Genomic DNA, 22,582 nt, shown 5'->3' on the forward strand with positions numbered 1-22,582 from the left:
GAGAAATGACTATGAGATTCATAAGACTTATACCAATTCTGATTCTTTGTGTTCTACTTACAACACCAGTTGTGGGGCAACAACTCAAAACGGGAACCTCATATAAAACGGCAGTAGGAGTACGGGGACTTGGGACCTCAGGATTGACAATCAAACATTTTACGGGAGCTAATAAAGCACTGGAAGGAATTGTTGGTTTTTACCCCAATGCCTTTTCAGCCACTCTATTAGTTGAAAGGTATGCTCCGGCATTTTCTGAGCCGGGATTAAACTGGTACTACGGGATTGGAGGCCATGTAGCCACTCAATCTGATGTAGTTAATAATGATGGTTTGTATCGAAGAGAAACTTCGGAAGTTGGATTTGGAATAGACGGAATCTTCGGGATCGAATACAAGATTCAGGAAGTGCCTATTGCAATGAGTCTCGACTTTAAACCATTTTTTGAAGTGGCAACCGATGGTGATGCGTTCATCGCATTGGACCCTGGATTAGGAATTAAAGTAACCTTTTAATCAAATGATTATGGAACTAGTAGCACTTGCATATATCCTCCTAGGAATCACCGTGTGTAGCATCGCTCACATAAGCACCTATGGTGATGATTACCAGGAAAAGGTGCCGGTCATTTTCCGATTTGAAAAACTTAAGAGGTGGATAAAATCAATTTTAAACCAAGTAAAAATTTAAAAATATAGATCGTTATGAAGACACAAAACAAAAACATACTTGCTGTGGTGATTGGACTAATCATCACCGTGGGCCTTGCAGCGGTATTCATTACCATGCAAGAGGAGAAAAAGGAATTGACCGTTCAGTCGGTACAATTGGAAGAAGAACTGCAAAAGCGTGACTCTGCTTACAATGAAATCATCGACATTATGTACGGTGTAGAAAATAAGATTGAAAAGATCAAGAAGCGTGAAAACCTGCTATCTGATGTAAGCAACAGTAACGATTTCACTACAGCTGATAAAAAGCAGATGGTGGAGGACATGAGCATGATTGATAGCTTAATCGTTCAAACCAACGAAACGGTAGCTCGATTAGTAGCTAAGCTTGACAATGCAAATATCAACCTGAGCTCATTCAAAAATCGTGTTAATCAGCTTTCCAGAGAGTTGGAAGATCGGAAGCAGTCTATTGCCTCATTAAGAGAGGAGCTGAAGGAGAAAGATGTAGAGATAGCTGAAATGACTGCAGATATCAGATCACTGGAGTATAGGGTAGAGACACAAGAGCAAACACTGGATACTCAAATGGCTAAAATCAACATGCAGCAAGAAAAGCTAAACAAGGCTTTCTTCGCAATTGGTACGGAAAAGTCACTTGTAGAAGATGGACTTGTCTCTAAAGAAGGTGGATTCCTATGGTTTGGTAAAACCAATGAATTGGATCCTGATGCCTCTAAAGATAAATTCAGTGAAATTGACATACGAACTACTAATCGGTTGATAGTAGATGCTGAAAAAGTAGACTTGATTACGGAACATCCTTCTGAATCTTATGAGATAGTAAAAGAAGGTGACGTAGTAAAGTATATAGACATCAAAAACCCGGACAAGTTCTGGGAGATTTCAAAATACCTGGTTGTAGCTGTCAAAAGCTAGGATCAGTTATGGGTTGTGGTGACTCAAGGGTCCGCATCCTGCGGGCCCTTAATTAAATTTTTCTTAAATCTTAATTATAAATACTATGAAAACTCGAAGCATATTACTAAGCATATTTTTTCTTGCATCCGGTCTATTGATGGCACAACGTAGTGGAATCAAAGGTGGAGCAAACTTTTCCAATCTTTATGTAGACGATGTGAGTGATGAAAACATGAAAATCGGTCTTAATCTGGGTATCTGGCACCAAGCAGCAAACGGTGCATTCCAGGCCGAGCTAAACTACTCTAACAAAGGGGCAGAAATTGTGTATGATGGAGCCTTGGGGAGTGGGAAATACAGATACAATCTAAATTATCTAGAACTGCCTGTTCTTTTCGTAGGACATGTGGGCAAACTCAATCTACACGTGGGACCTTATGCGGCAATTCTGGTTGGTGCAAATATTAAAGACGTGGATTCTGACGGTGATATTAACCAGGTCGCACAACTAGACAGAGATGACTTTCACACCTTCGATTATGGTTTGGCTGGTGGAGTAGGCGTTGATTTTGATGCCAGTCAGGTGGGATTAAGGTACAATTACGGACTTAGAGAAATTGGTAAGTCCGGATCATTCGCAGGTGAGGCAGTTGATAACGCCAAAAACTCTGTATTACAGCTATATATAGCACTGGACTTTTAAGAATAGTCTTATTCCTCATCTTAGAAGCCTGTCCTTTGGGACAGGCTTCTATTTTTTTATATGTTATACAATTAGGAAACTAATTTAATTCTGTTGCGTATTATCACCACATGAAACATACACAGCTAGGAGAATTTGAAGAGCTTGTCCTACTCGTGGTGGGGTCACTTCATCAAAATGCTTATAGTATTTCCATCAAAAATGAATTGAAGGAAAAAACAGATCGCAAGCCCAGCATTGGGGCATTGCATTCTGCACTAAACCGATTAGAAAAGAAAGGATTCATACAATCTCACGAAGGTGGAGCGACTGCTGAAAGGGGTGGGAGAAGAAAACGATTCTATGAAATTACCGCCTTTGGCCGTAAAGCATTAGATCAGTCGTATGAGCTAAGGTCTTCACTATACCATACATTGCCACAGATTAATTATGCAGGAAACTGAATACATCAAATCACGTCATCAACCTCCTCGGTGGGCGGATCGGTTTCTCTGCTGGTTTTGCCACGACGATCATCTGGAAATCTTACGTGGTGATGTGTATGAACTGTATGAAGAGCGACTAGAAAATATGAAGAAATGGAAAGCAGATTTTTTCTTCATCCTCGACATTTTGGGCCTGTGCCGTCCATTTGCTTTCAAAAAAAGAAGTCAAAACTCAACTCAAATTGCCATGTTTAAAAACTATCTCAAAATCACCTACAGGACATTCATCAAGCAAAAAGTATATTCATTTCTGAATGTAAGCGGCCTGGCTATCGGTCTTGCCTGCTGTATGCTTATTTGCTTTTACATCTACGATGAATTGAGCTATGACACCTTCCATTCGAAATCGCACCGTACGTATCGGGTATTGGAAAAATTTGAAAGTGAAGGTGTAGGTGAACATTCGGCCAGTCTGCCGTTTCCTACAGGGCCTGCTCTGAAGCTTGATTTTGGTAGACAGGTAGAGCAGGCGGTCCGATTTTTCAATTTTCAATCTCCTTCTCTTGCACTGGCTAATAAAGCCGCAGATAAAGGCTTCAATGAACCAAACATTTTTTTTGCAGACTCTACCTTTTTTGAAGTTTTTGATTTTGAACTAATCACCGGAGATAAAGAAACAGCTCTGAACGAACCAAATTCTATCCTGATTACACGCTCGATGGTAAAAAAATACTTTGAGGATCAAGATCCAATGGGCAAGGTTTTGGAATTTCAGGGAAATCAAAACCTGCAAGTAACCGGAGTGCTTGAGGATACCCCTACCAACGCTCATTTTAAATTTGACTTCATCGTATCCTTTTCAAGTCTTAAGAGTTCATTTGGGGGCGGTTATCCAACTACTTGGTATTGGAACCCTTGCTGGACATACATCGTGCTCGAAGAAAATACCGCTCCGTCAGATCTGCTGGACCAGTTCCCGGATTTCGTCCAGAAATACTTCCCAGATTTTGTGAAGGATGACATCACGCTTGAGCTTCAACCATTGGAAGACATCCATCTCCACAGCAAACTAGACTATGAAATCACCGCAAATAGCGATATCAAAAACGTCTATATTTTCGGGCTAGTCGCAATAATTGTCTTAATCATTGCATCCATTAATTTCATCAACCTCAGTACAGCCAGAGCTAATAAAAGAGCGAAGGAAGTGGGAGTCAGAAAATCACTTGGAAGTGCGAAATCACAGCTGATCAATCAATTCATATTCGAATCAGTACTTCTTACATTTTTCTCACTTTTAGTAGCAGTTGCCATTGTTGCATTGGTGCTGCCGGGCTTTAATCAGTTGACAGAGAAAACCGTTTCGCTAGCTATTTTACTGGAGCCTATATTTCTTTTTGGTTTAATAGGAGCCGGACTGAGCATTGGTCTATTATCCGGGTTTTATCCCGCATTTGTCCTTTCATCTTTCAAGACCGTATCTGTCTTGAAAAATAATCACTTGAAAACCAGTGGGCTAAACTTCAGAAGGTTACTTGTTACAACACAATTTGCCATCTCAATCATGCTAATTATCGGTACGCTGATTGTCCTGAGTCAACTGAACTTCCTACAGAACAAGGATGCCGGTTTTGATGATGAAAATATTGTAATGGTACCTGTGATCCAGTCACCCATGGGAAATCATTATGAAAATTTCAAAACTGCTGCCTTACAGAGCCCTCATATTAAATCCATGACCGCAGTGGAAGAAATAGTAGGTGCGAAATTCCAGGTGGGTAACTATACGTTTGAGGGCATGGACAAATCGAAACCCTTTCCAAGATTCAATGTAAGACATGATTTCGTTGAGACGATGAATATCCCCCTGGCAGCAGGCAGAGCATATGATGAAGCAATTCAGACTGATGACTCACTCGCTTTGATTGTGAATGAAACACTGGTCAAAAGCATGGGATGGGAAAGTGCTGAAGCAGCTGTTGGCAAACGATTCAACTTTAGAGGTGAACTCAAAGGCCAAATAGTGGGTGTAGTGGAAGACTACAACTTTGCTTCCAAACACCACCCGATTGCCCCACTTGTTATCACGTTAAATACCCACCCCAGGGCATTTAATCTCTTCATTAAATACGTAGCAGTAAAAATTGAAGGTAAGCAAATGCAAGCTGCCATTTCAGATTTAGAAAATGCATGGGTCTCTGTACTACCGGAGCGCCCGTTTGACTTTTTCTTTTTGGATGACACACTCAATGATTCTTACAAATCTGAGCAAAAACTAAGTAGTGTTACTTTGATCTTTTCAGTGCTAGCCATTCTGGTAGCTTGTCTTGGACTTTTCGGGTTAGCCACTTTCAGTGTAGAGCAGCGAACCAAAGAGATTGGTGTGAGGAAAGTGCTCGGCATTAATACCTCTCAAATTCTCATGCTATTATCCAAGGAGTTTATGCTTTTGATTGGCATTGCATTCGTGATTGCGATCCCTCTATCCTACTATTTGGTAAATGAGTGGCTCAATGGATTTGCATTTAGGGTAAACATTGCTTTTTGGCCATTCATTCTTGCTGGCTTGGTTACTTTTATTATCTCAATAGCAACCATTGCTTATCATGCGATGAAGGCTTCAGCTATTAATCCGGTGGAGACATTAAAGTATGAGTGAGAGAAGGCTAGCTTTCTCTCCAGTTTTCCATTTTTAACAATGGAATTCTTTGAAATTCGCTGACATTAGATGTTACCAGCGTTAACTTATTTTCCAATGCCGTGGAAGCAATTAAAACATCATACGGCCCTATTGGATTTCCTTCTCGCTCAAGATTCGCTCGAATTTTCGCTGCGATCTGAGATTCCTCGATTCTGAATGGAAGAATCTCCACATCATTTATAAACCCTAATACTGCCTCTTTGATACCTTTCTTAAGAGTTGCATTCTTAGACAATCCATAGAATAGCTCATAAGCAGTTACTGAAGATATTTTTACTTGAATTGGAGAAACAGACCTTAATTTTTCTAATGTAGCATTATCACCTTTTACAAAGTCACTGACGACACATGTATCCAAAAGATAGCTCATCAAAAAATATCTTGATTTGGAGCTTTTAGGTCACCTCTGGATTTTTCAAACGGTTCAATGGTACCATCTCCTTCGAATTTATCCATCCAACTTCCCCAGGAGGTCTTCTTATCTTGCTTTAAAAGAAGTTCAATAGCTTTTCTAAAAGCGGCACTCCTGGAAATTCCTTTGCTTTGAACGTACGCTTCGAATTGCTCTTTTAACTTATTCGGTAAGTAAATGGACAAATTCATACCACAAATATATTATGTTGTAATATAATATATAACTAGTAATCCGTTTTAATGGACTTATTGAATGGCAATCCAAGCTGATACTTGATATCTTCATCTTTGCTGGGGTCAGTCACATCCAGGCCGTATTTGATTTTGGATGGATCATCATAGGTGAATGTCCCAAACATTCGATCCCAGATTGAGAGCACATTACCGAAATTGGTATCCGTCCATGGACGTTCAAAATGATGATGGAATTTATGTGTGTTTGGAGTAATAATGATGTAACTCAAGGCCTTATCTAACCATTTCGGCAAGCTGATATTTGCGTGTGTCCAGTAAGTAAAGAAGATCGTGATGATTCTGTAAAACAGGTAGTAAGCTACCGGCATGCCAAATAATATAAACGTAGCAAGTGCCAATGCCTCCCTTAATACAAACTCAATGGGATGCTGTCGTACGCCAGTCGTTAAATCTACTTTCGTATCACTGTGGTGCACCAAGTGAAGCTTCCACATCCATTTTACACGATGCAGCAGAAAGTGAGCAAAATATTGAGAAACCAAATCCAAAGCAACAAACGAAATCAACAGTCCTAGCCAAACGGGCATCTGAAACCAGTTTAGAACTCCAAATTCTGCCTGTGACGTCCATTTTGTAGCCCCAACTAGCGCTATTCCATAGATCACATTAATGATCATCAGAAAAACGAAGAAAAACATATTCACCCCATCGTGTCGCAGACGCTTATAGTCATGCTTCACAAGAGGAATGAAATTCTCCAGAATAAAAAAGAATGCCAGGCAGATACCAACCCAAATAATTTTCTGGATGGTTGTTAGCTCAGCAAAATAGTTTAAAAAATTCTCCATCACTTACTGCTTAATCCGATAACGAATATACAACAGCAGCAATAAATTGTTTGTTCTAAAATTCGCAGTTGCCCGGAGTACGTGGGAATGGAATCACATCTCGAATGTTGCCCATCCCTGTCACAAACTGGATCATGCGCTCAAACCCAAGTCCATATCCACTGTGAGGAACCGTTCCAAACTTACGAGTGTCCAGGTACCAAGAAAGCTCTTCCTTAGGAATATCCATTTCCTGCATTCGCTCCTCCAGTTTAGCCCCTCGCTCCTCTCGCTGAGACCCTCCTACTATTTCGCCAATGCCAGGGAATAGCACATCCATGGCTGCTACGGTTTTTCCATCATCATTCTGACGCATGTAAAAGGCCTTGATATCTTTTGGATAGTTATAAAGAATCACCGGCTTTTTAAAGTGTTTCTCCACCAAAAAGCGCTCGTGTTCAGACTGAAGATCTGCACCCCATTCTTCAATGAGAAATTGAAATTTCTTCTTTTGGTTTGGCTTTGATCGCTTAAGTATTTCAATCGCATCTGTATAAGAGACTCTTTCAAAATCATTTTCTGCTACAAACTCAAGTCTTTCCAATAAAGACATTTCGCTGCGCTGATTCTGCGGCTTTTGTTTTTCCTCGTCTTGCAGTCGCTTGTTAAGAAAGGCCAGATCATCCTTACAATTTTCCAACGCATGTTTCACCATGTATTTCAGCATCTCTTCGGCCAGATCCATGCTGTCATCCAGGTCATAGAAAGCCATCTCCGGCTCCACCATCCAAAACTCCGCCAGGTGACGGGTGGTATTACTGTTTTCCGCTCGGAAAGTAGGCCCGAATGTATATATCTCAGAAACTGCCAACGCAGCTAGCTCTCCTTCTAACTGACCTGATACAGTCAGATTGGTCTCTTTCTCAAAAAAGTCCTGCTTATAGTCCACCTGTCCATCCTCTGTCTTTGGTACGTTGTTCAGATCCAGTGTCGTCACTTTAAATGTCTCGCCTGCACCTTCCGCATCTGAGGCTGTCAAAATCGGAGTATGCAGGTATAAGAATCCTTTCTCATGAAAGAAGGTATGCAGCGCATAAGCCATCTGATGACGAACTCTGAATACTCCCCCGAAAGTGTTGGTCCTTGGTCTCAAGTGGGCAATCTCTCTGAGAAACTCAAGTGAGTGCCTTTTAGGCTGTAAAGGATACTCATCCGGATGCGCCTCTCCCAATACCTCAATGTTTTCAACCAATAACTCAACAGACTGCCCAGCTCCCTGAGATTCAGCTAATTTTCCTTTAGCAGAAATACTTGCCCCGGTAGTGATTTTCCTCAATGTGGATTCATCTGTTTTTGGTACGTCTAAAACCAATTGCAAATTATTAATGGTAGAACCATCATTGAGCGCTACGAAAGCCACATTCTTGCTTTCACGCTTTGTCCGCACCCATCCTTTTACACATAATTCTGTCTCCGATTTTCCTTCGTCCAGAATTTGCCTGATTTTTGTTCTTCTAATTTTGTCCGCCATCATTAAATATTTGCGCGGCAAAAGTAACGAATGTGATATTTTTGACTCACATTCTAAGGTCTTATGCTTTTAGACTTGCCTCTAAACAAAGACTTTAGTAACTATAAAGCCTCTGAGTATGCTCGGAGGTAGACAAATAGGACTTAAAGAATGCAAAAACTCTCATTAACTCAATCACTTCAGCAGAAGCTGTCTCCTCAGCAGATACAGTTTATCAAGCTTTTGCAAGTGCCCACGGCTGAGCTGGAGGCACGTGTAGAAGAAGAGCTGGAAGTGAACCCTGCTTTGGAAGAAGGCAAGGAGGAGAAAGAACCGGAGGAGCAAACAGACGAGTATGATGATGAATACGAGAGTGCTACCGAGGGCATTGAAGATTACCTGCAAGACGACTATGCCGGATATAAAATGCAGGGCGATGGTAGAAATCCTGATGAAGAAGACAAAGAGAGTCCTATTTCAGTCGGAAAATCTCTGCACGAACACCTGATTTCACAGCTTGGATATCTGAAACTGGATGAGCGCCAGGAGATTCTTGGCCGACAGTTGATTGGAAGTATAGATTCCGATGGCTATATCAGAAGGGAGCTGGAGGCAATCGTAAATGATCTGGCCTTTTCTCAAGGGGTGGAAACAGATGAGGAAGAACTTGAGAGTCTTCTTTATAAAATTCAAAATTTTGACCCGGCTGGTATAGGAGCCAGAAATTTACAGGAATGTCTTTCGCTCCAGTTGGATAGAAAGGATGAGGACAGTGAAATCGTCCAAACAGCAAAGAGAATTATTGAAAGCTGCTTCAATGAGTTTTCTAAAAAGCACTATGACAAAATAGCAAAGAAGCTCGGACTTGAAAATGAAGAGCTTCTGAGGGAAGCCATTTATTTGATCACCAAACTCAATCCTAAACCGGGAGGTACCGGAGATGAAGTGGCCAAAACGCAGTATGTCATTCCAGACTTTATTTTGGTCAATAATGATGATAAGCTGGAATTATCTCTCAATTCACGAAATGCACCTCAGTTGAAAGTGAGTCGGTCATATTCAGAAATGCTGCAAGCATATGATAAGAGTGACAAAAAGGATAAGAAACTGAAAGAGACCGTTTCTTTCATCAAGCAAAAGCTGGACTCTGCGAAGTGGTTTATAGACGCTATCCGTCAAAGACAACAAACTTTACTGAATACCATGCAGGCTATTGTTGACTTCCAATACGAATATTTTCTGGAGGGAGATGAAAGCAAGCTCAAGCCGATGATTCTAAAAGATATTGCTGAGCGAATTAACATGGATATATCGACGGTTTCCCGGGTTGCGAGTAGCAAATCGGTTCAGACAGAGTTTGGAGTCTTTCCTCTTAAATATTTCTTCTCTGAAGGCATCTCTACTGAATCCGGTGAAGATGTAAGTAGCCGTGAAGTGAAAAACAAGCTCAAATCATTTATCGATGATGAGGATAAATCCAAGCCACTCTCTGATGAAAAACTGGAAAAAGCACTAAAAGAATGCGGATACAATATCGCCCGACGTACGGTAGCAAAATATAGGGAGCAGCTAAACATACCTGTGGCACGCCTCAGAAAAGAACTTTGAAAATTTTGATGAAGATAATCTCGGTGGTTTTCCACCCACTTTTGATGGCAACCTATCTCAGTGCCATGTTGTTCATCAAAGCACCCGAACTATTCCCAAGGGTAATGCCCCAGGTAATTCCAGAATTTGTGCTGGTCGTTTTTATAACGACATGCCTCATGCCGGCATTAAGTATCTTCCTATTGAGGTCATTTGCGTACATTTCGAATCTAGAGCTAACTAAAAGAAACGAGAGAATGAGGCCGTTTATTTTCATTGCATTCTATTATGCAGCCTCCTCCTATCTTTTTGCTGATAAACTCGAAATGGGGCCGGTCTTCATGACAGTCATGATTGGTGTAACTGTCTTAATTCTGGGGTTACTAATCATTACCATTTGGTTCAAAATCAGCATTCATGCTGCTGCGACATGGAGTGGGGTGGGATTCGTTAGCGCCTTAATGGTAACAATGGCTGTGAATATAGGATGGTATTATTTTGGTTTGATCATCGCGGCAGGTTTGACCAGCTCGAGTCGGCTCTACCTCGGCTACCATCAACCAAAAGAAGTGTGGGCAGGAGTTATACTTGGATTTGCATACAGCTTCCTGACCATCCTTATTTTTCTTTAGAATCCTGTTATGTTGATACCGATAGTGGTCATGGTAGGACTTATTGGGCTCCCATTTAAAGTTCCATCAGAGTCTATTGAATCAACAACTAGGATTGGATCACTAAACACATCAGAGAAGTATTGCTTATAAAAAACATGTATGCCGTTGAATCCTAATCTGGCTTGCACACCATATCTGAAAGAATTTAAGCCAAAATCTCCGATTGATTTAGTTTTGAATTTCTCTCCATTCAGTTCAAATATTGTTTTATCAAAAGACTTCACCTTTAATCCTAGAATACCTCCAAACGATATAAATAATCCTTCACCATCTTGAGTAGATCGCGGATACCACCTAAATTCAAAAGGTGCATCCACATAAAGAATTCCGACTTTATATTTTTTAAAGGAAATTCTAGAAGTAGTTCCAAAAAGAGGGCCAAAAAAAACATTGCCAAGAGAATCTGTCTGAATAGTGACTGCATCCGAGGTGCTAGGATTATCATCAACATTCACCTCAAATCCGATCTTTTCCCAGGTCATCCCTAACCCGTAATTAATGGTAAATGAATTACCTAGTTTTTTAAACTTTGTATAGTACAAACCAAGTGACTTAGAGGGCCATCCTTTTTGGTTAAGATTACCAGCAGTTTGATCCCAATAGTTCAACCCAATGTCTAACATGAGATGACCCGGTATATCCGGACGTTTCAATCCACCCTCTTCTTGTGCGCTTGCATTAAATACAATAAGTGCTAAAAGTGCTCCAACTAGATATTTCATATGTGCTATAAGATTTGCTGCAAAGAAGCGGCTTTTTCTTCGTTTTAGTTCTTAATGAATGTTAAATGATAACAAGCCGAATCTGAAAAATTTCGGCAAAGATAGAATCATGTTGCAGTAACGAAAATTTTCAAGCATAATTGTTACTTTTGCGCTCCTGTTGGACTCGTAGCACAACTGGATAATGCACCTGGTTACGGCCCAGGAGATTGGGGGTTCGAATCCCTCCGAGTTCACGAAGAATGAAAAGAATCGGTGCGTCAGCATCGATTTTTTTTGTTTTAAGCCGAGCCAAATTCATTTTGAGCGAGTGTAAAAAACAATAAAAATGAATCGTAGATTTATTCTTTTTATTCGGAATTCTGAATGACTAGGGATCATGAAATAATCCCTCCGAGCTCCTTGAAACAGAATCTGGTGCTATAGCATCGGGCTTTTTGTATTCTGACCAAGCCAATGTCGTTTAAGGACTACCTCATGTCTTTTTTGTATCACCCTCAAATATCGCCTGATTAGTCACATCATCTGCCGAAGGCTTGCTTCGATTTGCATATCCAATGAACAAGCATCATTAAGAAAATTATTCTCCTAGCTATCTTCTTTTTTGCGTTTTTTATATGAGGATTTATGCCATAATGGCTTTGTAACAAATGTTACAATACTACCTCTTGTGTAACATTTGTTTCATTAACCCTTTACCCACCACCGTAAACTTGCTACATAAAACAATGGAACATTTCCTAAAAAGTAATTCTAAGAACTGAAGTAATTGACAGCACAAATAACTCCATGGAGTCAAAATGAATGAGAATTTTAAAATGAAACAGATACTACAAATACTATTAATAGTTGCAGGGGTCAGCACTTTGTCTGCTCAAGACACGCTTTCACTTTCAAAAGCAGCATTTTTAGAGAAGGTTAGCCTAAACAATCAACAGGCAAGAATAGCAGAGAAGCAAGCCGAAATGGCTCAGGCAGATTACCAGCAATCAAACGCGCTATTCCTGCCTACAGTGACAGCCTCTTACACAGCGATGACCACAAATAATCCATTGATGGCATTTGGATCTAAGCTGAATCAGGAAATCCTGACGCAACAAGACTTCAACCCTGCTTTGCTCAATGATCCTGATAATGTAGAAAACTATGCCACCGAAATCATGGTACTCCAGCCCCTCCTCAATCTTGATGGAGTATATGGTCGCACAGCTGCCAAGATTCAAAAGGAAGCCTATCAGCTCAAAGCGGAACGAATCAAAGAGTACTTGCAGTTTGAAGCCACTAAACAATACATGCAGTTGCAGTTGGCTTATAAAGCTGTTGAGGTATTAGAACGAGCGGAGCAGACGGTAAATGAAGCAGTCAGAATGACAACTGATTATTATGATCAGGGTCTTGTTCAGAAAGCAGATGTATTAGATGTAAAGGTTAGAGCCAATGAGGTAAAAAGTCAATTACAATATGCCCGATCCAATGTGCAGAATGCCTCCGATCAAATCTTAGCGTTAATGGGGCAAGAACCGGGCTCATATGTGCTAAAGCCGGAAGGGCGACCGCCTCTTGAATATACAAGTAGATCTTATCCGGTAATTCTACCACAAAATCGAAAAGATTTATTGGCCATGGACAAGTCGGTAGATGGATACCAAAATATGCTCAAGTCATCTAAGATGAAGTTTGTACCACGGATCAACGCATTCGGGAGCTTCCAGATCTATGATAACCAACCGCTCGGATTCGATGCGAACGGATACATCCTGGGAGCTAAACTTTCATGGGATATTTTTTCCGGATATGCTAACATAGCTAAGACCACCAAGGCACGTCTGGAAATGGAAAAAGCCACACTAGAGCAGGAGGAGTATCAGTTAAAGCAACAAGTAGAACTAAGTCGTGCTAACAGGCTGCTGACAGATGCCGAGCATAAAGTAGAGCTATCACAAGTGGCCTTTGAACAGGCGTCCGAATCTTTCAAAATCAGGAAAGATCGATTTGAAGAAGGACTTGAAAAAACGGTGGATTTACTATCTGCAGAGAGTCAGAAATATCAAAAAGAACTCCAGCTACAGCAAGCCATCTTCGAATACAATTTCACGAAAGAATACCTTCATTTTTTAACAAGAGAATAAAAGATAAGAGAATTTAAAATGACAAAGATTACATACATATCAATAATTCCAGTACTTGCAGTCTTGCTTGCAGGATGTGGATCTAGTGAAAAGCACCAGGTAACAGAAATGAAACCTATTGCAGTTGAAGTAGGAACAGTTAAAAGTTTGGGCGAAGCTCAGACCATTCAGGTGAGCGGACGTATAGAAGCCGTAAGCAGCGCCAACATCAGCACCCGAATGATGGGTAATGTGTCTCGTGTGGTGGTGAAACCCGGGGACAAAGTAAATAAAGGTGACTTACTGGTGGTTATTTCCAGTGCAGACCTTCGGGCAAAGAAAGCCCAGGTGCAATCATCCATTGTTCAAGCTGAGAGTGGACTTGAAAATGCGAAGAAAGATTACGAACGTTTTCAAGTTTTATATAAAAAAGGAAGTGCTTCTAAAAAGGAGCTAGAGAACATGACCACTCGCTATGAAATGGCGCAGGCTGGATTAGAAACTGCCAGGCAAATGGAGAAAGAGGTAGAAGCACAATTTGCATACACCAACTTACGCGCTCCATTTTCAGGTGTTGTGACCAACACATTTGTTAAGGGAGGTGATATCGCAAATCCTGGAATGCCTTTGGCCACTGTAGAGGGAACATCCGCTTATGAAGCAGCTGTGATGGTACCGGAATCCCAAATCTCAAAAGTAAAATCCGGGGCATTTGCTTCGGTACTAGTGAAATCTAAAAACTTGTCATTGGAAGGAATAGTGAAAGAAGTGAGTCTTTCTGCCAAAAATACCGGAGGACAATACCTGGTGAAAATTGACCTGAAAGAAGCGAAAGGCATCTTGCCCGGAATGTTCATCAACGCCTCCATTGCCACCGGACAAAAATCTGGAAACACTTCTCCGGTTGTTTCAGAAAACGCGCTGGTAAGAAATGGGCAGCTAACAGGTGTTTATACCGTAGGAGAAGAAAATACCGCTATTCTACGATGGGTGCGTACCGGACAATCGAAAGCTGGACAAGTAGAAATACTATCCGGTGTAAAAGACGGGGAGCAGTACATCATGAAGCCTGAAGGCAAACTTTACAACGGAGCGAAAATTTCTGTTAACAACTAATCAAGAAGGATATGCAGGAAGGAATATCAGGCAAAATCGCCAACTTTTTTATCCACTCAAAGCTCACCGTCTTGTTAATGGTCGCTTTGATGATTATCGGAGTATACAGCTCTTTTTTGATCCCAAGAGAGGAAGAGCCACAGATCATTGTGCCGATGGCCGATGTGATGGTGGGATATCCTGGAGCTTCTCCCCGAGAGGTTGAGAGCAGGGTTGTCGAGCCACTTGAAAAGATCATCTCTAATATAAAAGGTGTGGAACATGTACACAGCATGGCCATGAATGGAATGGCTGTCATCGTGGTGCAGTTTTATGTCGGAGAAGATACTGAACGATCCTATGTGAAACTCTATGATGAGTTGATGAAACACCAAAACATGTTTCCAGAGACCGTCTACGAGCCAATTGTAAAGACCCGATCCATTGATGATGTACCGATGCTTGGCCTTACACTTTGGAGTAAAAATTACGATGATTATCAGCTTCGATTGCTCGCAGAAGAAGTTACTTCAGAAATAGAGAAGGTGAAAGATGTATCTATCACCCGTGAAATCGGAGGTCGCCCACGTCAGCTTCGCGTATCCCTCGACAAGGATAAGATGGCTGAGAATGGCGTGGATGTTCTAAGCATCATGCAAATGATTAAAGCCAGTAACAGTAGCTCACAATCAGGGAAATTTGTTGTCTCAGATTCTGAATACCTATTGACTACTGGACAATTCCTGAACTCTGCAGATGATGTTGGAGGAATTGTAGTGGGAGTAAATAATCAACTACCTGTTTATCTCAGCCAGGTGGCTACCGTCATGGATGGACCTTCCAAACCTAAGGATTATGTGGGTTTTGGATATGGAAAAGCAAACGAAGCGTTTACTGAAAGTCCATCTACATATCCTGCCGTTACCATCTCAGTGGCTAAAGTAAAAGGGGCTGATGCCATGAAAGTGTCCGACAAGATTTTGGACAAAATCGATTTGCTCAGAACAACTCTCATTCCAAACGATGTACAAGTAGAAGTAACACGGAATTACGGAGAAACAGCTTCTCACAAAGTTGGAGAACTGTTGCTTCACCTCGGAGTAGCCATTGTAGCTGTGACGGTGCTTGTCATGTTGGCAATGGGCTGGCGCGGAGGCCTTGTGGTGTTCCTTTCGGTTCCATTGACTTTTGCGCTCACTCTTTTTAGCTACTACATGCTGGGGTACACGCTTAACCGGATTACGTTGTTTGCTCTAGTGTTTGTCGTGGGTATTGTAGTAGATGACAGTATTATCATCGCTGAAAACATGCACCGTCACTTCAAGTCCAAGCGACTACCATTTGCACAGGCGGCAATCTACGCCATCAATGAAGTAGGTAACCCTACGATTTTGGCAACATTTACTGTGATTGCAGCAATTCTTCCTATGGCATTTGTATCAGGTATGATGGGCCCCTATATGAGCCCTATGCCAATAGGTGCTTCTATTGCAATGATGCTTTCACTGTTCGTAGCATTGACGGTGACGCCATATTTGGGATATCACCTTTTGAGAGAAAAAGACAAGAAAGGCAAAAAAGAAACAAGTCAAGAAGAACATGGGCACGGATGGATCCATAAGGTATACAACAAAATAGAAAAACCTTTCCTTGAAAGCAGTGTGAAACGCTGGGTGATGTTGGGTATCACAGTCGTATTGCTTTTCGGATCGATGGTCATGTTTTTCACAAAGTCAGTGGTAGTAAAAATGCTCCCATTTGACAATAAGAATGAATTTCAGGTGATCATAGATATGCCTGAAGGAACAACGCTCGAGCGAACCGCAGCGGTAACAGCAGAAATCGCGCAGTATCTGGCAGGCGAACCGGAAGTAGTAAACTATCAAACGTATGCTGGCACTTCCGCACCGATTACCTTCAATGGTTTGGTGCGTCACTATGACTTGCGCGGAGGCAGCAACATGGCTGATATTCAGGTGAACCTTTTGCACAAAGAGCATCGCTCTCATGCAAGTCATGAGATCGCCTCTAGGGTTCGCCCTGAGGTACAGCGCATCGCAAAAAAGTATGATGCCAATGTGAAAATTGTGGAAGTACCTCCTGGTCCTCCAGTACTATCCACCTTGGTGGCGGAAGTTTACGGTCCAGACTATCGTGAGCAGATAAAAGTAGCTGAGCAGGTAAAGGAGATTCTCGAAAACACACAAGATGTCGTAGATATCGACTGGTATGTGGAGGCTGGACAAACCGAATACACACTTGATGTAGACAAGGAAAAAGCAATGATGTACGGGATTGTGCCTCAGCAGGTGGTTGGAAATCTTACCTATCTTCTTGGTGGTCACCCTGTAAGCACATTGTATGATGAGCACGCAGATAATCCGGTTGGTATTGTTATGGAGTTGGAAGATCGGGAGCAAGCCGGGATTGAGCAGATTCAAAACTTCAAAATCAAAGGGATGAAGGGGAACATGGTGCCGGTACGAGATATTGTAAGTGTTAAAAAAGACACATTGAATGCCACCATCTATCGTAAAGATCAAAAACGCGTGGTATATGTCCTAGCAGATATGGCCGGTGAGTTGGAGAGTCCTGCTTATGCTATCCTTGGAATGACTGAAAAGCTGGAGGCGATGGACTTGCCTGCGGGCTATGAAGTAAATGAATTGTACATGAGCCAGCCAGAAGATGAATCTGACTTCACCGTAAAATGGGATGGCGAATGGCAGATTACACTGGAAGTATTCCGAGACCTGGGTGGTGCCTTCGTGGTAGTGATCATCGTGATTTACATGTTGATCGTCGGGTGGTTTCAAAACTTTAAAACCCCAATCGTTATGATGCTGGCTATTCCACTGTCACTGATTGGTATTGTGCTAGGTCATTGGATTTTAGGAGCCTTCTTTACAGCTACATCATTCATTGGGATGATTGCACTGGCAGGTGTTATGGTGCGGAATTCTGTGTTACTTATTGACTTCATCGAAATCCGATTGAATGATGGTGTAGACTTAAAGACCGCTATCATTGAAGCAGGAGCCGTACGAACCACACCGATTTTACTGACTACAGGAGCTGTTGTAATTGGCGCTTCTATTATCCTTTTCGATCCAATATTTCAAGGGCTTGCTATCTCGCTGGTGGCCGGAGCTATTGTTTCAACGATGCTCACCTTGATTGTAGTACCATTGATTTACTACATGACCGAAAGAAAAAAATGGGAAGAGAAAGCATTAGCTGAGGAAACTAAATAAAAAAAATAATGGAATTATTAATCATAACAGCCGTGCAGTCTTATGAAAAAGATATCAAAAGATTGCTTAAGGAAAGTGAGGTAAAAGCATTTTCTCACATGGATGTAACCGGATACAAAGACTTGTCAGATCAGCCAAATGATGATAACTGGTTTGCTTCGAATTCCGGTGAGCACCGTTCTGCTTTATTCTATGCATTTGTGGAAAGGTCAGGGGTAGATAAGGTATTAAATGCCATTGCAGAATTCAATAAAGGTCAGGACTCCATGTCTTATGTACATGCGGTTGTAGTGGATGTGAAAAAGAGTATTTAAACAAATAGAAAATGAGAACAAGAATAGTACACGCAGTAGCAGGAACATTTATTTTGGTGAGTCTCCTGCTCTCGATTTATGTAAATATCAACTGGTTGTGGTTTACTGCATTTGTTGGAGCCAACTTACTCCAGTCATCATTTACCAAGTGGTGCTTAATGAGTGACATCCTAGCCAAATTAGGCGTGGAGGATTAGGCAAAAAAGATACCTATCAATGATTTCTATTAAATAGATACCTAATAGATTAGACATAGTGAGTATGTCTCACTCGTGATTTACCCGTATAATAAGATTGTTCCAATATCCTTACTCACACACCACCTTAGTCGGAGGCAATCCACTTAAGGATTGAATGTGAATATTGGAACCCTTGCACTAAATTCAAGGTTAGAATTCGAGTAAATCACAACAATGTCCGAAAATATAGATGTCGTTCTCAGCAAAGCAGGGCTAGAGCCTAAACTCATTGACGAAATAGTCACAATAGGGAGGCTTAAGAAAGCAAAAGCAGGTCATGTGCTAATGGGTCCGGACAGTACCGGAAATGAAATTCCTATTGTTTTGTCAGGGTTGCTTAAAGTAATGCGACAAGATTCAAACGGTGAAGAAATATTCCTGTATTACCTGGAGGGTGGAGAAACATGTGCTATGTCAATCACCTGCTGCATCGAGGGTGAAAAAGCAGGCTATAAGGTAATTGCTGAAGAAGATTCTACTATTTGGATGATTCCGATGACATACCTGGATTCATGGGTAACGAAGTATCCTTCCTTTAGAAGGTTTGTTTTTGGATCCTATCAATTGAGATTTGAAGAGCTACTGAAGACGATTGATAGTATTGCTTTCCATAAAATGGACGAGAGGGTTTACAAGTATTTGCTAGACACCAAACAAGCCACGGGTTCTTTCGAAATACATAAAACACACGAGCAGATTGCCAATGAATTAAATACCTCTCGTGTAGTAGTTTCCAGGCTCCTAAAGCAGCTTGAAAAAGACGGCAGAATAGAACAATACCGGAATAAAATCGAGATTTTGTAGTTTAGTAACTCGTCTCATCCATCTTCACTTTCCCCTTAAAAGTCCAGAAAACAAATGCAGTATAACCGGCTACCAGAGGCGCTCCAATCGCAGCTATTATCAACATCGTTTCCAAAGACTTTTCTGAAGAGCTGGCATTGTGTACAGTGAGTGTGTACGAGGGATCCTGTGTCGACAGTATTATTGCCGGGTAAAGCTCAAATGCCACAATTATCAACAGAACTGCGACGGTCAATGATGAAAACAAGAATGCCAGCCAATACTTCTTGAGCTTAATAAGCCTTGGTATGTTGGCAATACTTAGGAAAGCGATTAATGCAATACCGAAGAATATTGGATGCTCCTTAAATCGATCTGATAAATGGGGGAAATAAAGAAGTGAATAAAGAGTGATGACTCCAAAACTTACCAGAAAGAAAATAATGGCCTGCTTCACATGAATTGTCATTCTTACAAACTGACGTCCCTCCGTTTTCATGATGAGGTAGATTGCCCCGTGCATCATGAAAAGTGCCAGCGTGGTAATACCAACCATTATAGCGTAAGGATTCAAAAACTCCAACCAACTACCATCAAACTCCTTGTCTGGCCCAATACTCATCCCTTGCAATATGTTCCCAAGAACTACACCCAGCAAGACAGCCAGCATTATACTGGAAACACTATATGCAACATCCCAGGTTTTTCTCCACCATTTCATTGGTTCTTTGCTTCTGAATTCGATGGAGATAGCGCGGAAAATGAGAAATGTCAAAAAAAGCATAAACGGTATGTACATGGCTGAAAATACTGTAGCATACACATCCGGAAAACCAGCAAAAAGCGCACCTCCACCAATTACCAGCCAAACTTCATTTCCATCCCAGACAGGCCCAACCGCATTTAAAGCAACTCGTCTACTTTCATCTTTCTTGAAAAATAAGTGCCAGGCACCTGCCCCCAAATCAAACCCATCCAGAATGGCATAACCTGTAAAAACACCCCCTACTACAAGAAACCACAAGGTGGCATAATCGATTCCTATAAAAGTAGCCATTTGCTTATTGGTTTTATTTATCAAATATTAAAGACATGTCCTTTTGCCTAGGCCTGTGTTCTCTAAGCTCACTTTCATCCGGTCCATTTTGGATTTTTTTGTTCATCATATAGATGAATAGGACAAAGAGTAATGTGTACACAAAAGAAAACAGGATGATAGAAAACAACACCTGATTGGCCGTCACTACCTTCGAAAGCGCATCTGATGTTCTAAGCAGACCATAAACCACCCATGGCTGTCTTCCCATTTCAGCTGCAAACCAACCTACCTGATTAGCAACTTGTGGCAGTAGCACACTTATAATAAATACTTTTAATAGCCACCTTTGATCAAATAACCTCCCTCTCCACCACTGAATACTGGCATATAATGTCAACGCAATCAGGAATATTCCAATAGCAACCATGATATGATAAAACTGAAAAATGGCGTTTAGTGCTGTTGGTCGCTCATCTTCAGGAAATGAATTCAAACCAGCAACAGGTGTTTCGAAATCCTGATGAAGTAAAAAAGAAAGGCCTCCAGGCACTTTCAGCCCCTTTACCTCCTGATCTTCTTTATCCACCCAACCAAATACATACATATCAGCCACTGCAAGACTATCAAAGTGTCCTTCAAGAGCTGCTAACTTAGCTGGCTGGTTTTCTGCCACGCCATCTGCAGACCTATGTCCGGTGAAAAGCTGAGAAAGTGAAGCAACAGTAGCCACTGCAAGTGCTATCCTGAATGCTTTTTTTGAGATTTCAACATGCCGTTTTTTTAATATGTAATAAGCGTGTACGCTTAAAACGAGAAATGCTCCAGCCAAAAATGCCCCAATCCAAACATGCGTTAGCCTATCTACACTAGAGGGATTAAAAACCATTGCCCAAAAATCAGTAATCTCTGCTCTTGCATTCAATCCTTCACCAACTATGTGGTATCCAGCAGGTGTTTGTTGCCATGAGTTTGCCACCACAATCCATATTGCTGAAAACATAGAACCCAGCCAAACACCAAGTGTAGCAATGAAATGAACTTTTGGACTCACTCTATTCCATCCAAAGAGCAAAATGCCCAAAAAACCACTCTCTAATGCAAAGGCGAAAATGCCCTCAGCGGCTAATGCACTACCAAACACATCTCCTACATAGCGGGAGTATGTCGCCCAGTTGGTACCAAACTCAAACTCCATGACTATCCCGGTAGCTACTCCGATACCAAAAGTGATCGCAAAAATTTTAGTCCAAAACCTGGCTAAAACATGATATTCGGGATTCTTGGTCTGAGGTACATTCCCTCCATAAAAACCATTACCAGTCCAAGTCCAATGATCAAGGGAGGATATATGTAATGAAATGAAATAGTGAGAGCAAATTGTATCCGGGATAATATTTCTACATCCATGGCCGTGAGGGTTATTTTGAAATTTACTCTAAGTTATTAATTGATTTAAACGTATCGGTAACAAATGTTACTAACCTATTTTTTTTTTGAAAACTCAATCTGCATTTACAAATACCTGGCAATGATTGTAAAGTCAAGTGTAACAAATGTTACGCCATCTGAAGCTTCTACCTCGTTAATTACAGCAAGATTAAAAGCTTAAAAACATGGAACATATAGAAGAAAAAACAGAAGTATTTCAAATACCCAGAATAGGAGATCAAGCACCAGATTTCAGTGCTAAAACCACAAAGGGAGAGATTCAATTTTCCGAATTTGGAAAAGATAAATGGGTGGTGATGTTTTCACATCCTGCTGACTTTACACCAGTATGTACCACTGAGATGAGTGGATTTGCGAAAAGAAAAGCTGAGTTTGATGCGCTCAATACGGAGCTTCTTGGGCTAAGCATTGACAGCATTCATGCTCACTTAGGTTGGGTCGATAATGTTCGAAAAAATACTGGAGTCTATTTTGATTTCCCCATCATTGCAGATTTGGATATGAAGGTATCTAAGCTATACGGTATGCTGCAGCCAAATGAAAGTGAAACAGCAGCGGTCAGAGCCGTTTTTTTTATCGATCCCGAAAAGAAAGTCCGACTGATCATGTATTACCCACTAAATGTGGGCAGAAATATGGATGAGATTTACGTGCACTGGAAGCCTTACAAACATCGGATAAACATAAAGTAGCAATGCCTTTAGACTGGAAAAAAGGTGATAAGGTAATTGTGCCACCACCTAAGACGCTGGATGAGCTAGAGGAACGATTGAACGATGATTCACTGGAGAAGGTGGATTGGTACTTAGCTAAAAAGGAATTGGCAAATTGAGTAGGTTGATTTAGTGTGATTAAGGGCTGCTGAAAGGCAGCCCTTTTGAGATTGTAAGCATCCACTTCAAATTAGAGAGTTCCAGCTATCTTTAATTAAACGTTATAAACAGATTATGA

The 22,582-nt window shown here is 41.2% G+C and carries 22 protein-coding genes, 1 tRNA gene and 1 pseudogene; 17 read left to right on the forward strand and 7 right to left on the reverse strand.

Annotated elements, in window-relative coordinates:
• Positions 1 to 11 precede the first annotated feature (11 nt).
• The 6 genes from ACP14Y_RS06120 to ACP14Y_RS06145 all read left to right on the forward strand — a co-directional run bounded on the left by ACP14Y_RS06120 (position 12) and on the right by ACP14Y_RS06145 (position 5,379).
• A complete protein-coding gene (locus ACP14Y_RS06120) occupies positions 12 to 515 on the forward strand; it encodes a hypothetical protein (protein WP_424962082.1) in 504 nt (167 codons plus the stop codon).
• A 10-nt stretch (positions 516 to 525) separates the two neighbouring features.
• Positions 526 to 690, forward strand: coding sequence for a hypothetical protein (locus ACP14Y_RS06125; RefSeq protein WP_424962083.1), 165 nt, complete (start codon positions 526 to 528; stop codon positions 688 to 690).
• A gap of 14 nt (positions 691 to 704) precedes the next feature.
• Complete coding sequence (locus tag ACP14Y_RS06130; RefSeq protein WP_424962084.1) at positions 705 to 1,610, forward strand: hypothetical protein; 906 nt, start codon at positions 705 to 707, stop codon at positions 1,608 to 1,610.
• A gap of 85 nt (positions 1,611 to 1,695) precedes the next feature.
• Complete coding sequence (locus ACP14Y_RS06135; protein ID WP_349563594.1) at positions 1,696 to 2,295, forward strand: porin family protein; 600 nt, start codon at positions 1,696 to 1,698, stop codon at positions 2,293 to 2,295.
• 110 nt (positions 2,296 to 2,405) lie between these two features.
• Positions 2,406 to 2,738: a PadR family transcriptional regulator gene (locus ACP14Y_RS06140; RefSeq protein WP_424962085.1), complete on the forward strand. Its 333-nt coding sequence runs from the start codon at positions 2,406 to 2,408 to the stop codon at positions 2,736 to 2,738.
• The gene (locus ACP14Y_RS06145; RefSeq protein ID WP_424962086.1) at positions 2,725 to 5,379 is read left to right on the forward strand and encodes an ABC transporter permease; all 2,655 of its coding nucleotides are present in this window, start codon (positions 2,725 to 2,727) and stop codon (positions 5,377 to 5,379) included. Before ACP14Y_RS06140 ends, ACP14Y_RS06145 begins: the two co-directional genes overlap by 14 nt.
• A gap of 7 nt (positions 5,380 to 5,386) precedes the next feature.
• On the opposite strand, the gene ACP14Y_RS06150 is transcribed toward ACP14Y_RS06145, so the two are convergent.
• From ACP14Y_RS06150 to asnS, 4 genes are read right to left on the reverse strand one after another with little or no spacing between them, the layout of a single operon-like run.
• Positions 5,387 to 5,791, reverse strand: coding sequence for a type II toxin-antitoxin system VapC family toxin (locus ACP14Y_RS06150; protein ID WP_424962087.1), 405 nt, complete (start codon positions 5,789 to 5,791; stop codon positions 5,387 to 5,389).
• Complete coding sequence (locus ACP14Y_RS06155; protein WP_424962088.1) at positions 5,791 to 6,024, reverse strand: ribbon-helix-helix protein, CopG family; 234 nt, start codon at positions 6,022 to 6,024, stop codon at positions 5,791 to 5,793. The genes ACP14Y_RS06150 and ACP14Y_RS06155 overlap by 1 nt, the downstream gene beginning before the upstream one ends.
• Positions 6,025 to 6,059: 35 nt before the next feature.
• On the reverse strand, positions 6,060 to 6,878 hold the full coding sequence (locus ACP14Y_RS06160; RefSeq protein ID WP_424962089.1) for a sterol desaturase family protein: 819 nt from the start codon (positions 6,876 to 6,878) through the stop codon (positions 6,060 to 6,062).
• A 55-nt stretch (positions 6,879 to 6,933) separates the two neighbouring features.
• Positions 6,934 to 8,388 carry an asparagine--tRNA ligase gene (gene asnS, locus ACP14Y_RS06165; protein ID WP_424962090.1) on the reverse strand — a complete coding sequence of 485 codons (1,455 nt, stop codon included), beginning with the start codon at positions 8,386 to 8,388 and terminating at the stop codon, positions 6,934 to 6,936.
• A 150-nt stretch (positions 8,389 to 8,538) separates the two neighbouring features.
• On the opposite strand from asnS, the gene rpoN reads away from it, so the two are divergent.
• Positions 8,539 to 9,975, forward strand: coding sequence for an RNA polymerase factor sigma-54 (gene rpoN / locus ACP14Y_RS06170; RefSeq protein ID WP_424962091.1), 1,437 nt, complete (start codon positions 8,539 to 8,541; stop codon positions 9,973 to 9,975).
• A gap of 8 nt (positions 9,976 to 9,983) precedes the next feature.
• Positions 9,984 to 10,586, forward strand: a complete 603-nt coding sequence (locus tag ACP14Y_RS06175) for a hypothetical protein (protein ID WP_424962092.1) — start codon at positions 9,984 to 9,986, stop codon at positions 10,584 to 10,586.
• Here the strand turns inward: ACP14Y_RS06175 and ACP14Y_RS06180 are convergent.
• Positions 10,583 to 11,350, reverse strand: a complete 768-nt coding sequence (locus tag ACP14Y_RS06180; protein ID WP_424962093.1) for a hypothetical protein — start codon at positions 11,348 to 11,350, stop codon at positions 10,583 to 10,585. The two genes, ACP14Y_RS06175 and ACP14Y_RS06180, sit on opposite strands and share 4 nt — an antisense overlap.
• A gap of 162 nt (positions 11,351 to 11,512) precedes the next feature.
• On the opposite strand from ACP14Y_RS06180, the gene ACP14Y_RS06185 reads away from it, so the two are divergent.
• The 7 genes from ACP14Y_RS06185 to ACP14Y_RS06215 all read left to right on the forward strand — a co-directional run bounded on the left by ACP14Y_RS06185 (position 11,513) and on the right by ACP14Y_RS06215 (position 19,164).
• Positions 11,513 to 11,586: transfer RNA gene (locus ACP14Y_RS06185), tRNA-Arg, on the forward strand.
• Between the two features lie 582 nt (positions 11,587 to 12,168).
• Positions 12,169 to 13,479, forward strand: coding sequence for a TolC family protein (locus ACP14Y_RS06190; protein WP_424962094.1), 1,311 nt, complete (start codon positions 12,169 to 12,171; stop codon positions 13,477 to 13,479).
• An 18-nt stretch (positions 13,480 to 13,497) separates the two neighbouring features.
• A complete protein-coding gene (locus tag ACP14Y_RS06195; protein ID WP_424962095.1) occupies positions 13,498 to 14,574 on the forward strand; it encodes an efflux RND transporter periplasmic adaptor subunit in 1,077 nt (358 codons plus the stop codon).
• Between the two features lie 11 nt (positions 14,575 to 14,585).
• The gene (locus tag ACP14Y_RS06200) at positions 14,586 to 17,807 is read left to right on the forward strand and encodes an efflux RND transporter permease subunit (protein ID WP_424962096.1); all 3,222 of its coding nucleotides are present in this window, start codon (positions 14,586 to 14,588) and stop codon (positions 17,805 to 17,807) included.
• A gap of 8 nt (positions 17,808 to 17,815) precedes the next feature.
• Positions 17,816 to 18,121 carry a hypothetical protein gene (locus ACP14Y_RS06205; RefSeq protein ID WP_424962097.1) on the forward strand — a complete coding sequence of 102 codons (306 nt, stop codon included), beginning with the start codon at positions 17,816 to 17,818 and terminating at the stop codon, positions 18,119 to 18,121.
• Positions 18,122 to 18,132: 11 nt separating this feature from the next.
• Positions 18,133 to 18,318, forward strand: a complete 186-nt coding sequence (locus ACP14Y_RS06210; RefSeq protein WP_348282098.1) for a DUF2892 domain-containing protein — start codon at positions 18,133 to 18,135, stop codon at positions 18,316 to 18,318.
• 216 nt (positions 18,319 to 18,534) lie between these two features.
• Positions 18,535 to 19,164, forward strand: coding sequence for a Crp/Fnr family transcriptional regulator (locus ACP14Y_RS06215; protein ID WP_424962098.1), 630 nt, complete (start codon positions 18,535 to 18,537; stop codon positions 19,162 to 19,164).
• A gap of 1 nt (position 19,165) precedes the next feature.
• Here ACP14Y_RS06215 and cydB read toward each other — a convergent pair whose 3' ends face one another.
• Together cydB and ACP14Y_RS06225 are read right to left on the reverse strand one after the other, a co-directional pair.
• The gene (gene cydB, locus ACP14Y_RS06220) at positions 19,166 to 20,200 is read right to left on the reverse strand and encodes a cytochrome d ubiquinol oxidase subunit II (protein WP_424962099.1); all 1,035 of its coding nucleotides are present in this window, start codon (positions 20,198 to 20,200) and stop codon (positions 19,166 to 19,168) included.
• A 13-nt stretch (positions 20,201 to 20,213) separates the two neighbouring features.
• Positions 20,214 to 21,589: pseudogene (locus ACP14Y_RS06225) on the reverse strand (cytochrome ubiquinol oxidase subunit I).
• 206 nt (positions 21,590 to 21,795) lie between these two features.
• On the opposite strand from ACP14Y_RS06225, the gene ACP14Y_RS06230 reads away from it, so the two are divergent.
• Positions 21,796 to 22,323, forward strand: coding sequence for a peroxiredoxin (locus ACP14Y_RS06230; protein ID WP_424962100.1), 528 nt, complete (start codon positions 21,796 to 21,798; stop codon positions 22,321 to 22,323).
• Between the two features lie 2 nt (positions 22,324 to 22,325).
• Positions 22,326 to 22,463 (forward strand): hypothetical protein, encoded by a 138-nt coding sequence (locus ACP14Y_RS06235; protein WP_424962101.1) that lies wholly within the window; start codon positions 22,326 to 22,328, stop codon positions 22,461 to 22,463.
• Positions 22,464 to 22,582: the final 119 nt, after the last annotated feature.

Origin of the sequence: Ekhidna sp. (genome assembly GCF_965247405.1) — a bacterium.
In the GTDB taxonomy this organism is placed as follows: Bacteria; Bacteroidota; Bacteroidia; order Cytophagales; family Cyclobacteriaceae; genus Ekhidna.